The following is a 12319-nucleotide window of genomic DNA, read 5'->3' on the forward strand; positions in this document are numbered from 1 at the left end:
GGTGCTACCGTCGTGGCCTTTTAATCCGAGGAGTGATCATGGAAACGTCTGTCTGGAACGCCGATCCGCTGGTATGGGGGCACGGGCCGCGCACCTTCGAAGTGTTTCTCGAGCCGACCTGCCCGTACTCGGTCAGGGCCTTTGGCAAGCTCAAGGCTTTGCTGGCCCAGGCCGGTGAGGAGCGGATTACCGTCAAGGTGCGCCTGCAATCGCAGCCGTGGCACATGTACTCAGGCGTGCTGGTGCGCTGCATTCTCGCGGCCTCGACCCTTGAAGGCGGCAAGGACACGGCCTGGACGGTGATGGCCGCGATTGCAGCGCACCGCGAGGCGTTCGAGTTCGACCACCATGCGACCGGTCCCAACCGCGATGCCACGCCTAATGACATCATTGCCCGCCTGGAAGGCTACAGCGGCGTGCGCCTGAGCGAAGCCTTTGACCTGCCGCAGCTGGAGCATGCGATCAAATGGCACAGCAAATACGCGCGGCAGAACGGTATTCATGTCTCCCCGACCTTCATCGTCGACGGGCTGGTACAGGCGGACCTGAGCAGCGGCGACAAGGTCGAGGAGTGGATCGCCAAGGTTTTCCCGGCGTAATAGCCAATATCAACCCTCGCGCAATACGCTCAGCGGGCTGGCGTTGAGCGCGCGGCGGGTGCCGTAGACGCCCGCACCGCCAACCAGCAGGGCACCGATCAGTGGCGATACCAGCAGCCACGGGTGCGGCGACCATTGCAGGTCGAAGGCAAAGCGATACAGCACGAAACTCACCAGCTCGCAGCCCAGCGCGGCCAGCAAGCCGCTGGCCGCACCGAGCAAGCCGAACTCGATGCGCCGCGACTTGATCAGCAAGGCCCGTCGGGCGCCCAGTGCGCGCAGCAAGGCGCCCTGACGGATGCGTTCGTCCAGCGTGGCCTGCAAGCCGGAGAACAGCACCGCCACGCCCGCCGCCAGCACGAACAGCAGCACGAACTGCACCGCCAGCGTCACCTGGTCAAGGATGCTGCGCACCTGCGCCAGCAGCGCTTCCACGCCCAGGATGCTGATCGACGGATAGGTCCGCGACAACTCGACGATCTGCCGGTCATGACCCGGTGGCACGTAGAAGCTGGTCATGAAGGTGGTCGGCAGGTCGGTCAGGGTGCCGGGCTGGAAGATGATGAAGAAGTTGGGCTGGAAGGTGTCCCAGTTGACCTCGCGCAGGCTGCTGACCACGGTTTCGCGGGTCAGGCCGCCCACCGTGAAGCCCAGCCGGTCACCCAGCTTGATGCCCAGGCTGTCGGCCAGCTTGGCTTCGACCGAGACCTTTGGCGCCGCCTCCGCCGCCGGTTGCGCGCCGTTGTCCTGCCACCATTGCCCGGCCGTGATGACATTGCCCTCGGGCATGTTGGCCGCCCAGGTCAGGTTCAGGTCGCGGCGGGTAGCGTTCTCGCCGCGCGAATCCTTGGTAACGAACTCGTTCACCGGCTTGTCGTTGATGCTCACCAGCCGGCCCGGCACGACCGGGTACAGCGGCGCTGCGTGCGTGGACAGCGTGGTCAGGGTCTTGGCGAAGTTGTCCTTGTCGGCGGGCAGCACATTGAGCACGAAGTAGTTGGGCGCGTCTTCGGGCAACTGGTTTTGCCAGGTGTCGAGCAGCTCGCCGCGCAGCAGGGCGATCAGGCCCATGGCCAACAGGATCAGACCGAACGCCAGCGACTGACCGGCAGCCGCCAGCGGGTGACGCAGCAGTTGCCCCAGACCCAGGCGCCACGGCAAGGTGGCGCCGGCCAGCAGGCGGCGCAGGCTGTTCAGGCCGAGCAGCAGCAGGGCGCCGAATACCAGGGCTGCAACGATGCCGCCGCCGAGCAGGGCGAAGGTCAGCACCAGGTCCAGGCTCAGGCGCCACATGATCAAGCCCAGCGCCACGATGGCGGTGCCATACACCAGCCACGAACTGGCCGGCACCGGCAGCATGTCGCGACGCAACACGCGCAGCGGCGGGACCCGGCCCAGTGCGGCCAGCGGCGGCAGGGCAAAGCCTGCCAGCGCCACCAGCCCGGTGCCGATGCCCGCCAGTGCCGGCACTACGCCGCCGGGCGGCACGCTGGCCGGCAGCAGGTTATGCAGCAGGGCAAACAACCCCAATTGCGCCAGCCAGCCCAGCAGTGCGCCGGCCAGGCTGGCCAGCAGGCCGATGATCGCCAGTTGCAGGCTGAACAGCAGCAGCGCTTCACGGCGTGACAGGCCCAGGCAGCGCAGCAGGGCGCTGGCATCGAAGCGCCGGGCGGCAAAGCGCGCCGCCGACATGGCCACGGCCACGCCGGCCAGCAGCACGGCAACCAGGCTGGCCATGTTCAGGTAGCGCTCGGCCTTGCCCAGTGCACCGCCGATCTGCTGACTGCCGTCGCGGGCGTCCTTGATTTCCTGATGCGCTTGCAGGCCCGGCTCGATGGCCTTGCGGTAGGCGGCCAGGGCTTCAGGCGGACCGCTCCACATTTCGCGGAAACTGACCCGGCTGCCCGGTTGCACCACGCCGGTGGCTTCCAGGTCCTGCAGGTTGATCATCACCCGCGGGGTCAGGCTGTAGAAATTGCCAGCACGGTCGGGCTCGTACGTAAGGATGCGCGTCAGCTTCAGTGGCTTGGCGCCGACATCGATGGTGTCGCCGATCTTGAGGTTGACCGCCGGCAGCAAGCGCGCCTCGGCCCAGGCCTCGCCCGGCGCAGGGCCGGCGCTGACCTGATCGGGTTGATAAAGGTCGGCGGCGCTTTTCAGCTCGCCGCGCAGCGGGTAGGCGTTGTCGACGGCCTTGATGCTCGATAGCTGAATGCCGTCGTCGGTGGCGATCACGCTGGAAAAAATCACGATGCGCGCGTGCTTCAATTGCAACTGTTCGCCGGCGCTGCGTTGCTCGGCCGTGGCGGGGCTGGAGCCTTCGAGAATCAGGTCGGCGCCGAGAAACTCGGTGGCACGCAGCAGCATGGCGGCGTTCAGGCGGGCGCCGAAGTAACCGATGGCGGTGCTGGCGGCAACGGCCACCAGCAGGGCAAAGAACAGCACCCGCAACTCGCCGGCGCGGGCATCGCGCTGCAACTGGCGGGTGGCGAGGCTGAACAGACGCGACAGAGGCATGCGTGCCATCAAGGCTCCAGAGGGGCGATCTGGCGCCCGGCTTCAAGGCGGATCAGGCGACGGCAGCGATGTGCGAGCCGCTCGTCATGGGTGACCAGCACCAGGGTCGTGTTGCGCTCTTTGTTGAGTTCGAACAACAGGTCGCTGATGCGCTCGCCGGTATGACTGTCGAGGTTACCGGTCGGTTCGTCGGCGAACAGCACATCGGGCTCGGCGGCGAAGGCGCGGGCGATGGCAACACGTTGCTGCTCGCCGCCCGAGAGCTGGCGTGGTGTGTGGGTCAGGCGCTTGCCCAGGCCGACCCGCTCAAGCAGGGTACGGGCGCGCTCGCGAGCGTCCTTGCGACCCTCAAGCTCCATGGGCAGCATGACGTTTTCCAGCGCATTGAGGCTGTCGAGCAACTGGAACGACTGGAACACAAAGCCTACGTGTTCGGCCCGCACCCGGGCGCGTTCGTCTTCGTCCAGCTGGCTCAGGTTGTTGCCTGAAAGAATCACGCTGCCGGCGCTGGGCAGGTCCAGGCCGGCGAGCAGGCCCAGCAGGGTCGACTTGCCCGACCCCGAGGCACCGACGATGGCCAATGTGTCGCCCTTGTTCAGTTCCAGAGAGAGTTCGTGCAGGATAGTCAGGTCACCTTCGGTGCTGGGGACCACTTTACTGAGGCTTTGGGCACTGAGAATACTTTCACTCATGGAGAGTCCGATGCGTGCGTGGTTATTAAGTGCGAGCCTTGGTTTGCTGCTGCTGTCACAGGGCGCAGCGGCGGGCACGGTGTTGATCGTCGGGGATAGTATCAGCGCGGGTTTTGGCCTGGATACCCGTCAAGGCTGGGTCAGCCTGCTGCAACAGCGTATGCAGGAGCAGGGTTTCAGCGACAAGGTGGTCAATGCCTCGATCAGCGGCGACACCAGTGCCGGGGGCCTGGCGCGGCTACCGGCGCTGCTTGCAGAGCATAAGCCTGAGCTGGTGGTGCTTGAGTTGGGCGGCAATGATGGCCTGCGTGGCCAGCAGCCTGCACAATTGCAACAAAATCTTGCGTCGATGATTCAGCAGTCGCAACAGGCCGGCGCCAAGGTACTGCTGCTGGGCATGCGCATCCCGCCCAACTACGGACCGCGGTATACCCAATTGTTCGAAAAGGCCTATACCGACCTTGCGGCCGAGAAAAAGGTGCCGTTCGTGCCGTTTTTTCTCGAGGGTGTGGGCGGCGTGCCGAACATGATGCAAGCCGATGGCCTGCATCCGGCGGCCGGTGCGCAGGGCGCATTGCTGGAAAATGTCTGGCCGACCCTGAAACCGCTGCTTTAAGGCTTTTCTGGACGGGGGCTTTCGGCTAAGGTTGCGCCCCCCTTACTGGAGCCCTTCATGCCGCCGCGCCCCTCCTGGTCCTTGTACGCCTACCAAATGATCGAACCGGACGAGCAGCTCGACCTGTTCGCCTGCCAGGAAGTCAAGGTTCATCTGATTGCCCGCCAACTGGTGCTGGGCGGCTCTGCCGACCGTACCTTGTGCGGCACCCTGCTGCCGGCCCAGCCACGCCTGTTACAGGTTGAAACACAGGTGTTGCAGGACGAGCGCCTGTGCCTGCTGTGCAAGGCTATTCTCGATGCTCAACGGCGCGGCATGCAGCCGATCTGGCCAGAACTCTAGGCGGGCGGCTGTAGCACATTCCCGTGCCTGTGATGCCGGGTGTACACTGCCGTTCTTTCCTGTTTCCGTTTAGCCGAAGGATTTCACCGGATGTTGTCGCGCATTCCTGTCGTTGCCCGCTGTCTGTCCCTGGCCGTGTTGTGGGCAGCCGGTTCTGTTCAAGCCATCGAACTGCCCCTGCCGCCGCCGGGTGAAGACATCGTCGGCCAGGAGCAGGTCATCGAGGCTACATACGAAGACACCTTCGCCGATCTTGGCACCCGTTATGGCCTGGGCTATCTGGAGATGATCGCCGCCAACCCGGGCGTGGATGCCTGGTTGCCGGGCGCCGGGACGAAGATCACCCTGCCGACCCGGTTCATCCTGCCGCCGGGCCCGCGTGAAGGCATCGTGATCAACCTGGCCGAGTACCGGCTGTATTACTACCCGAAAGGCACCAACACGGTTTACACCTACGCCTTGGGCATCGGCCGTGAAGGCTGGGGCTCGCCGATCGGGACGACCAAGGTGGTGGCCAAGACCCCGAACCCGACTTGGACGCCACCGGCTTCGATTCGCGCCGAGCACGCTGCCGATGGCGATATCCTGCCTGCCGTTGTGCCGGCCGGCCCCGACAACCCGCTGGGGCCGTTCAAGTTCGGCCTGGGCATGTCGGGCTACCTGATTCATGGCTCGAACAAGAAGTTTGGCATCGGCATGCGCACCAGCCACGGCTGTTTCCGCATGTACAACAACAACGTGCTGGAACTGGCCGACCTGGCACCGGTGGGCACGCCGGTGCGCATCATCAACGAGCCTTACAAGTTCGGCGTCAGTGGCGGCAAGGTCTGGCTGGAGGCGCACACGCCGCTGGACGAGGAGGGCAACCCGTCGGTGGTCGACAAGCACACGGCGGTGATCAATACCCTGCTCAAGCACGAAGGCCTGGCCAACAGCATGCGCACCAATTGGGACACCGTGCGCGATGTGGTCGCGGCGGAAGAGGGCATGCCGACCGAGATTGCCGTTCCGGTAGCCGGTGCCGTGAGCGAGGCGCCTGCACAGCAGCAAGTCTGGTAAAGCCGCTTCTACGGGGTTTCATGCGCCACAAAAAAGGCCGACCCGCGCAAGCGGGTCGGCCTTTTTACAATCCCGAAGGGATTATTACTTGCGGCTTGCCTTGTCGAGCATGCGCAGAGCGCGCTCGTTGGCTTCGTCGGCAGTTTGCTGAGCTTTTTGAGCAGCAGCCAGTGCTTCGTCAGCCTTGCGGTAGGCTTCGTCGGCGCGCGATTGTGCACGAGCAGCGGCGTCTTCGGTAGCGGTCAGACGAGCTTCGGTTTCTTTCGAAACGCTGCTGCAGCCAGTGGCCAGAACGGCAGCCAGAGCCAGAGCGGAAAGTTTCAGGACATTGTTCATTGTGTTCCCCTTCAAGGACTTTTCATCAAATATGTCATCTCTCGAAAGTGAGAAAATGACCGGTGTACATGGTACTCATTGTTTCTAGTAAGTAAACGGACGAAGCGCAAGCTACCTGCAAAATTCTTGCCTCTGAAAGTCTTCCGTCATACTTCTCAAGCAGATTGTATGAAAACTATCCACCTGGCCCTTGCCCCACGTCATTGCATAACGCTATGCCCGAAAGATGACACTACGTGGTTGATATCACAGTGACTTTATTGGGGTTCGAGCGTCTCAATGGACAACTTTCGGCCCGTCCCGGTTCAATGCGCCGACAAAGGATTCGGGGCGCTGCGTTTTAAAGCAATATGCCGCTTGAGCAGACCGCGTAATGACGCCTACTATTTGAAGGTGCTGTTAAAGGTAATCGGCAATGCTTTTACCGGTGTCCGGTCAGGCACAAGGTGGCGTAGAGGTTCCTTCGCCGGAAAAACATCGGTAAGGTAGGGGTCCAATTCCAAGACCCGCTAGGAGTCATGATGAGCGAGGCGTTGTCCATCCACCACGATCAGGCAGGGCATCAATTTACAGTTGATGTCGATGGCCATCGTGCCTACCTGACCTATATGGACCTGGGTAAACAAACCCTGGATTTTTACCGCACTTTCGTGCCCGATGCGTTGCGCGGTCGCGGCATTGCTGCGGCGCTGACCGAGCAGGCATTGGCGTTTGCCGATGAGGGTGGTTACAGCGTTATCGCTTCCTGCTCTTATGTGGAGCGTTACATGGAGCGGCACCAGCGCCAGAGCGGCGTCCAGGATCTGCTCAGCTGACAGGTGCGCAGAAATGAAAAACGCCGGGCATATGCCCGGCGTTTTCGTGTCTGCTGGCGATCAGCCGCGGCGGCGCGTCGGCAGCACATCCTTGAGCTTGGCGTGCATGCTGCGCAGGGTTTTTTCGGTGGCTTGCCAGTCGATGCAGGCATCGGTAACCGAGACGCCATATTGCAGCTCTGCCAGATCCTTGGGAATCGACTGGGCGCCCCAGTTCAGATGACTTTCGACCATCAGGCCGATGATCGACTGGTTGCCTTCGAGAATCTGGTTGGCAACGTTCTCCATGACCAGCGGCTGCAGGGCCGGGTCCTTGTTGGAGTTGGCGTGGCTGCAATCGACCATGATGTTGGGCACGATGCCGGCCTTGTTCAGGTCCTGCTCGCACAATGCAACGCTGACCGAATCATAGTTGGGCTTGCCGTTGCCGCCGCGCAGTACCACGTGGCCGTAGGCGTTGCCCTTGGTGGTGACGATCGACACGCCGCCTTCCTGGTTGATGCCCAGGAAGCGGTGCGGCTTGGACACCGACTGCAAGGCGTTGATGGCCACGGTCAGGCCGCCGTCGGTGCCGTTCTTGAAGCCGACGGCCGAAGACAGGCCCGAGGCCATTTCGCGGTGAGTCTGCGATTCGGTGGTGCGTGCGCCAATCGCCGACCAGCTGATCAGGTCTTGCAGGTACTGCGGCGAGATCGGGTCCAGCGCTTCGGTGGCGGTGGGCAGGCCCATTTCGGCCAGGTCCAGCAGCAATTGGCGACCAATGTGCAGCCCGTCCTGAATCTTGAACGAGTCGTCCAGGTACGGATCGTTGATCAGGCCTTTCCAGCCGACGGTGGTACGCGGCTTCTCGAAATACACGCGCATGACCAGATACAGCGTGTCCGACACCTCGGCAGACAACGCCTTGAGGCGCTCGGCGTACTCTTTGGCAGCCTTGAGATCATGAATCGAGCAAGGCCCGACCACGATGAACAGGCGGTGATCCTTGCCGTCGAGAATGTTGCGAATCACCTCACGACCTTCACTCACGGTCCGCTGCGCCGAAGCGGTCAGGGGGATCTCGTGCTTGAGCAGGTTGGGGGTGATCAGCGTCTCGTTGGAGGCAACGTTGAGGTCGTCAATCGGTAAATCGGCCATCGGGTTACTCTTTGGTCACGGTCACTGGCCGCACGGTGGGCGGTTCCAGCAAGATATCGCGTTGCGGGGTGCGCGAACCTTAGCGCGTTAGCGCGTGTTTCGACAAGCTGGCGATGAGGCCATATGCCGGGTTCATCGGCGTGCAAACACAGGCGTATGCTTGTCAGCCCTGCCAATCGTCTCTTACAGGTAACCGGATGGAGCAGTTGCAACTCACTGACCTAGACATCGACCAGCAGCTACTCACGCTGCCGGGGCGTTCGCTGGTGCTGTTCACCGGCGATGGCTGTGCCAGCTGCCGCTGGGCGCGGCAGCGGTTGCCGCAGATGAACCTGGCGCTGGAACGGCTCTGCTGGGTCGATGCGGGCCGCAATGGCGGCGCCGTGCAACGTTATGAAGTCTTTCATTTGCCGGCATTGTTCGTGGTACGCGACGGCCTCTTTCAGGGTGCGTTACGCTGCCGCCTCGATCAGCAAGCGCTGACTGACGCGCTGGCTCAGGCATTTGCTCGCGAGCCCGACGAACTGCCCTAGGCCACTCGATAAAAGGATTTGAACTGCAATGACCGTAATCTCCTCACGACCGCGTATCGGCATTATCGGCACCGGTGCCATCGGCGGCTTTTATGGCCTGATGCTGGCCCGCGCCGGCTTTGACGTGCATTTTCTGCTGCGCAGCGAGTTCGACACCGTCGTGCAGCACGGCCTGCGCGTTGATAGCCAGGTGCACGGCGCGCTGAGCCTTTATCCGGTCCAGGCCCATGCCAGCGCCGACGATATGCCGCCTTGCGACTGGTTGCTGGTAGGCGCCAAGACCACCAGCAACGCCGCACTGGCGCCACTGATCGCGCAGGCGGCAGCGCCCGGTGCGCGGGTCGTGCTGTTACAGAACGGCCTGGGCATTGAAGAGTCATTGCGCCAGTTGCTGCCCGACAGCCTGCATTTGCTCGGCGGGTTGTGCTTCATCGGTGTCCATCGCCAGGCGCCGGGTGTGGTCGTGCACCAGTCGGGCGGCACGGTGAACCTGGGCTATCACAGCGGCCCGGACGCGGATCACGCAGCACGCCAGGCGATTGTCGAGGAGGGCGCGGCGCTGTTGCGTGCAGCCGGCGTGGATTCACAGGTCATGCCTGACCTGCAACAGGCACGCTGGCAGAAGCTGGTGTGGAATATTCCCTATAACGGCTTGTCGGTGCTGTTGCAGGCCGGCACCCAGGTGCTGATGAGCGAGCAACACTGCCGCGAACTGATCCTGGCCCTGATGGACGAAGTGATTCAGGGCGCTGCTGCCTGCGGTCACAGCTTGCCGGCCGATTACGCGCAAACCCTGTTCACCTTTACCGAAAACATGCCCGACTATCTGCCCAGCATGTACCACGACTTCATTGGCCAGCGCCCACTGGAGCTGGCGGCCATTTACGAGCGTCCTTTGCAGGCAGCGCTGGAGGCCGGCTACGACATGCTTCAAGTCCGCACCGTGTATCGGACGCTGGCGTTCATCGATCAGCGTCGGCAGTCAGTGTCATGATCAGTGGCAGCGACAAACTGGTCGTGGCGATTTCGTCGCGGGCCTTGTTCAACCTTGAGCAAAGCCATGCGGTGTACCTGAGCAGCGGCGTCGAAGCGTATCGCCAGTACCAGATCGACCACGAAGACGAACTCTTGCTGCCCGGCGAGGCGTATCACCTGGCCGAGAAGCTGTTGAACCTCAATGCCCGTCTCGGCAGGCAGCGGGTCGAGGTGGTGCTGGTCTCGCGCAACAGCGCCGACACCGGCCTGCGCATCTTCAATTCGATCCAGCATTACGGGCTGGATATCTCCCGCGCCGCCTTCGCTGGCGGACGTAGCCCGTACCCTTATCTGGCGGCGTTTGGCTGCCATCTGTTTCTCTCGACCCACGCCGAAGACGTGCGCAGCGCGCTGGAAGCGGGGTTTGCGGCGGCAACGATTCTCAGCGGCGGCGTGCGACGCGATTTCAGCAGTGAATTGCGCATTGCCTTCGATGGCGATGCAGTGCTGTTTGCCGATGACTCCGAGCGGGTTTATCAGAGTGGTGGCCTGGAAGCGTTTCAGGCCAGCGAGCGCCAATCGGCGCGCGAGCCGCTGCGGGGCGGGCCGTTCAAGCCGTTCCTGGCGGCGCTGAACCTGTTGCAAAGCGAATTCCCCGAAGATGCCTGCCCGGTGCGCACCGCGCTGGTCACCGCGCGTTCGGCTCCGGCCCACGAGCGGGTGATTCGGACCTTGCGCGAATGGAATATCCGCCTGGACGAATCACTGTTTCTCGGCGGTTTGCAGAAGGCGGCATTTCTAGAGGCGTTTGGCGCCGATATGTTCTTCGACGATCAGCCTGGCCATTGCGAGCGGGCCCGCGAATTTGTCGCCACCGGCCATGTACCGCATGGCATCAGCAACGAGTTGAAATCCTGAATCTGCGGCTCTCGCCTTCGTACTGGCGGGGGCGCTGCTAAGCTCAGTCAATCTCCGCCACGTTGGCTGTTCGGGAGGTTGTATGGTTCGTTCGATGCTGTATGCCACAGACTTGGGGCTTTATGCGCCCTATGTGACGCAGCACGCACTGGCATTGGCGCGAACCTTCAATGCCGGTTTGTATGTGATTCATGTGGTCGAACCGCTGGGGTTGTTCGCTGAATCTGTGCTGCAAAGTTATCTGGGTGAGAATGCGCTGCGCGAGTTGCACGGCCAGGGTGTGAGCACCTTCATGCAAGGCATAGAGCAACGGATGCTCGATGAGTTTCGTGAAGAACTGGGCGACGGGCATCAGGATCTGGCGTTTATCCGCGCCGTTCGAGTCGTTCAGGGCGATCCTTGCAGCGTGATACTTCAACAGGCCAATGAGCTGGCCGTCGATCTGCTGGTGATGGGCAGCCATAGCCGGATGGTCGGCGAGGGCGCGCCTGTCGGACGCACGGCTGCCAGGGTTTTACAGCACTGCGCTGTTCCGGTTTATATGGTCCCCATGATGCAGTACAGACAGCGCGGGTAAATTGTGGTCAGAAGTGAAATGGAGCGTGCCATTATCGTGTAAAGATGATAAAAAGTTCTAGCTTTCTTCTTCTGACCATTGATACGGTTATATACCGTCGCTGATGCCCCAATACCTGGCTGAAAAGTCGACGAGCGAAATGCACTTTTCGGCCCCGGCTCCGGGTTTATCTGCTTTGAGGGATATTTATGAAGCTTCAACAATTGCGCTACATCTGGGAAGTGGCGCACCACGACCTCAACGTTTCGGCGACGGCTCAAAGCCTGTATACCTCTCAGCCCGGAATCAGCAAACAGATCCGTCTGCTCGAGGATGAACTGGGTGTCGAAGTGTTCGCCCGCAGCGGCAAGCACCTGACGCGGGTGACCCCGGCCGGCGAGCGGATCATCACCACCGCCGGTGAAATCCTGCGCAAGGTCGAGAGCATCAAGCAGATCGCCCAGGAATTCTCCAACGAGAAAAAGGGCACCCTGTCGATTGCCACCACGCATACCCAGGCGCGTTATGCCTTGCCGCCGATCATCAGCAGCTTCATCAAGCAGTACCCGGACGTGGCCTTGCACATGCACCAGGGCTCACCGATGCAGATCGCCGAAATGGCGGCTGATGGCACTGTCGATTTCGCCATTGCCACCGAAGCGCTGGAGCAGTTCGGCGACCTGATCATGATGCCGTGCTACCGCTGGAACCGTTGCGTCGTGGTGCCGTTGGGCCATCCGCTGACCAAGGTGCCCAAGCTGACCCTGGAATTGCTGGCCGAATACCCGATCGTGACCTACGTGTTCGGTTTCACCGGTCGCTCCAAGCTCGACGAAGCCTTCAGCCATCGCGGCCTGGTGCCCAAGGTGGTGTTTACCGCCGCCGACGCCGACGTGATCAAGACCTATGTGCGCCTGAATCTGGGCGTGGGCATCGTCGCGCACATGGCCGTGGACGAAGAGCTGGACAACGACCTGGTCGCGCTGGATGCCAGCCACCTGTTCGAGTCCAGCGTCACCAAGATCGCCTTCCGTCGCGGTACCTTCCTGCGCGGCTTCATGTGCGACTTCATCGAGAAATTCGCCCCGCACCTGACCCGCGAAGTCATGGCCAAGGCGGTTCATTGCCATAACAAGCAAGAACTCGAAGACCTGTTTGCCGACGTGCAATTGCCCGTCCACTGACACACGGACCTGTAGGAGCGAGCGTAAAGCTCGCGAAGAG

Annotated in this window: 14 protein-coding genes; 10 read left to right on the plus strand and 4 right to left on the minus strand. The window is 62.1% G+C overall.

Going from position 1 to position 12319, the window contains the following annotated elements; all coding sequences use genetic code 11:
• The first annotated feature begins 38 nt into the window (after positions 1-38).
• Entirely contained in the window at positions 39-599 is a 561-nt protein-coding gene (locus ACYAS9_RS16660; protein WP_463569372.1) for a DsbA family protein, read from the plus strand.
• A gap of 9 nt (positions 600-608) precedes the next feature.
• Here the strand turns inward: ACYAS9_RS16660 and ACYAS9_RS16665 are convergent, their stop codons facing one another.
• Together ACYAS9_RS16665 and ACYAS9_RS16670 are read right to left on the minus strand one after the other, a co-directional pair.
• Positions 609-3125 (minus strand): ABC transporter permease, encoded by a 2517-nt coding sequence (locus ACYAS9_RS16665; protein ID WP_463569373.1) that lies wholly within the window; start codon positions 3123-3125, stop codon positions 609-611.
• Positions 3125-3808 (minus strand): ABC transporter ATP-binding protein, encoded by a 684-nt coding sequence (locus ACYAS9_RS16670; RefSeq protein WP_463569374.1) that lies wholly within the window; start codon positions 3806-3808, stop codon positions 3125-3127. The genes ACYAS9_RS16665 and ACYAS9_RS16670 overlap by 1 nt, the downstream gene beginning before the upstream one ends.
• A 10-nt stretch (positions 3809-3818) precedes the next feature.
• Between ACYAS9_RS16670 and ACYAS9_RS16675 the strand changes: the two genes are divergently transcribed.
• The 3 genes from ACYAS9_RS16675 (at position 3819) to ACYAS9_RS16685 (ending at position 5825) form a co-directional block, all read left to right on the plus strand.
• Positions 3819-4424, plus strand: coding sequence for an arylesterase (locus ACYAS9_RS16675; RefSeq protein ID WP_463569375.1), 606 nt, complete (start codon positions 3819-3821; stop codon positions 4422-4424).
• 57 nt (positions 4425-4481) lie between these two features.
• Positions 4482-4766 (plus strand): hypothetical protein, encoded by a 285-nt coding sequence (locus ACYAS9_RS16680; RefSeq protein ID WP_463569376.1) that lies wholly within the window; start codon positions 4482-4484, stop codon positions 4764-4766.
• Positions 4767-4856: 90 nt separating this feature from the next.
• A complete protein-coding gene (locus tag ACYAS9_RS16685; RefSeq protein WP_463569377.1) occupies positions 4857-5825 on the plus strand; it encodes a L,D-transpeptidase family protein in 969 nt (322 codons plus the stop codon).
• An 84-nt stretch (positions 5826-5909) separates the two neighbouring features.
• On the opposite strand, the gene ACYAS9_RS16690 is transcribed toward ACYAS9_RS16685, so the two are convergent.
• Positions 5910-6161: an Lpp/OprI family alanine-zipper lipoprotein gene (locus ACYAS9_RS16690; protein WP_056837380.1), complete on the minus strand. Its 252-nt coding sequence runs from the start codon at positions 6159-6161 to the stop codon at positions 5910-5912.
• A gap of 521 nt (positions 6162-6682) precedes the next feature.
• Between ACYAS9_RS16690 and ACYAS9_RS16695 the strand changes: the two genes are divergently transcribed.
• A complete protein-coding gene (locus ACYAS9_RS16695; RefSeq protein WP_463569378.1) occupies positions 6683-6976 on the plus strand; it encodes a GNAT family N-acetyltransferase in 294 nt (97 codons plus the stop codon).
• A gap of 60 nt (positions 6977-7036) precedes the next feature.
• Here the strand turns inward: ACYAS9_RS16695 and ACYAS9_RS16700 are convergent, their stop codons facing one another.
• Complete coding sequence (locus tag ACYAS9_RS16700) at positions 7037-8113, minus strand: 3-deoxy-7-phosphoheptulonate synthase (protein ID WP_463569379.1); 1077 nt, start codon at positions 8111-8113, stop codon at positions 7037-7039.
• A 197-nt stretch (positions 8114-8310) separates the two neighbouring features.
• Between ACYAS9_RS16700 and ACYAS9_RS16705 the strand changes: the two genes are divergently transcribed.
• The 5 genes from ACYAS9_RS16705 to cysB all read left to right on the plus strand — a co-directional run bounded on the left by ACYAS9_RS16705 (position 8311) and on the right by cysB (position 12279).
• Positions 8311-8646, plus strand: a complete 336-nt coding sequence (locus ACYAS9_RS16705; RefSeq protein ID WP_463569380.1) for a YbbN family protein — start codon at positions 8311-8313, stop codon at positions 8644-8646.
• A 28-nt stretch (positions 8647-8674) separates the two neighbouring features.
• Positions 8675-9640: a putative 2-dehydropantoate 2-reductase gene (locus ACYAS9_RS16710; RefSeq protein ID WP_463569381.1), complete on the plus strand. Its 966-nt coding sequence runs from the start codon at positions 8675-8677 to the stop codon at positions 9638-9640.
• Entirely contained in the window at positions 9637-10539 is a 903-nt protein-coding gene (locus ACYAS9_RS16715) for a 5'-nucleotidase (protein ID WP_463569382.1), read from the plus strand. Before ACYAS9_RS16710 ends, ACYAS9_RS16715 begins: the two co-directional genes overlap by 4 nt.
• Positions 10540-10621: 82 nt before the next feature.
• Positions 10622-11116, plus strand: a complete 495-nt coding sequence (locus ACYAS9_RS16720; RefSeq protein WP_463569383.1) for a universal stress protein — start codon at positions 10622-10624, stop codon at positions 11114-11116.
• Between the two features lie 188 nt (positions 11117-11304).
• Positions 11305-12279 (plus strand): HTH-type transcriptional regulator CysB, encoded by a 975-nt coding sequence (cysB, locus tag ACYAS9_RS16725; RefSeq protein ID WP_459745294.1) that lies wholly within the window; start codon positions 11305-11307, stop codon positions 12277-12279.
• Positions 12280-12319 lie beyond the last annotated feature (40 nt).

The sequence above is a fragment of the Pseudomonas sp. HP_08 genome, assembly GCF_055284095.1.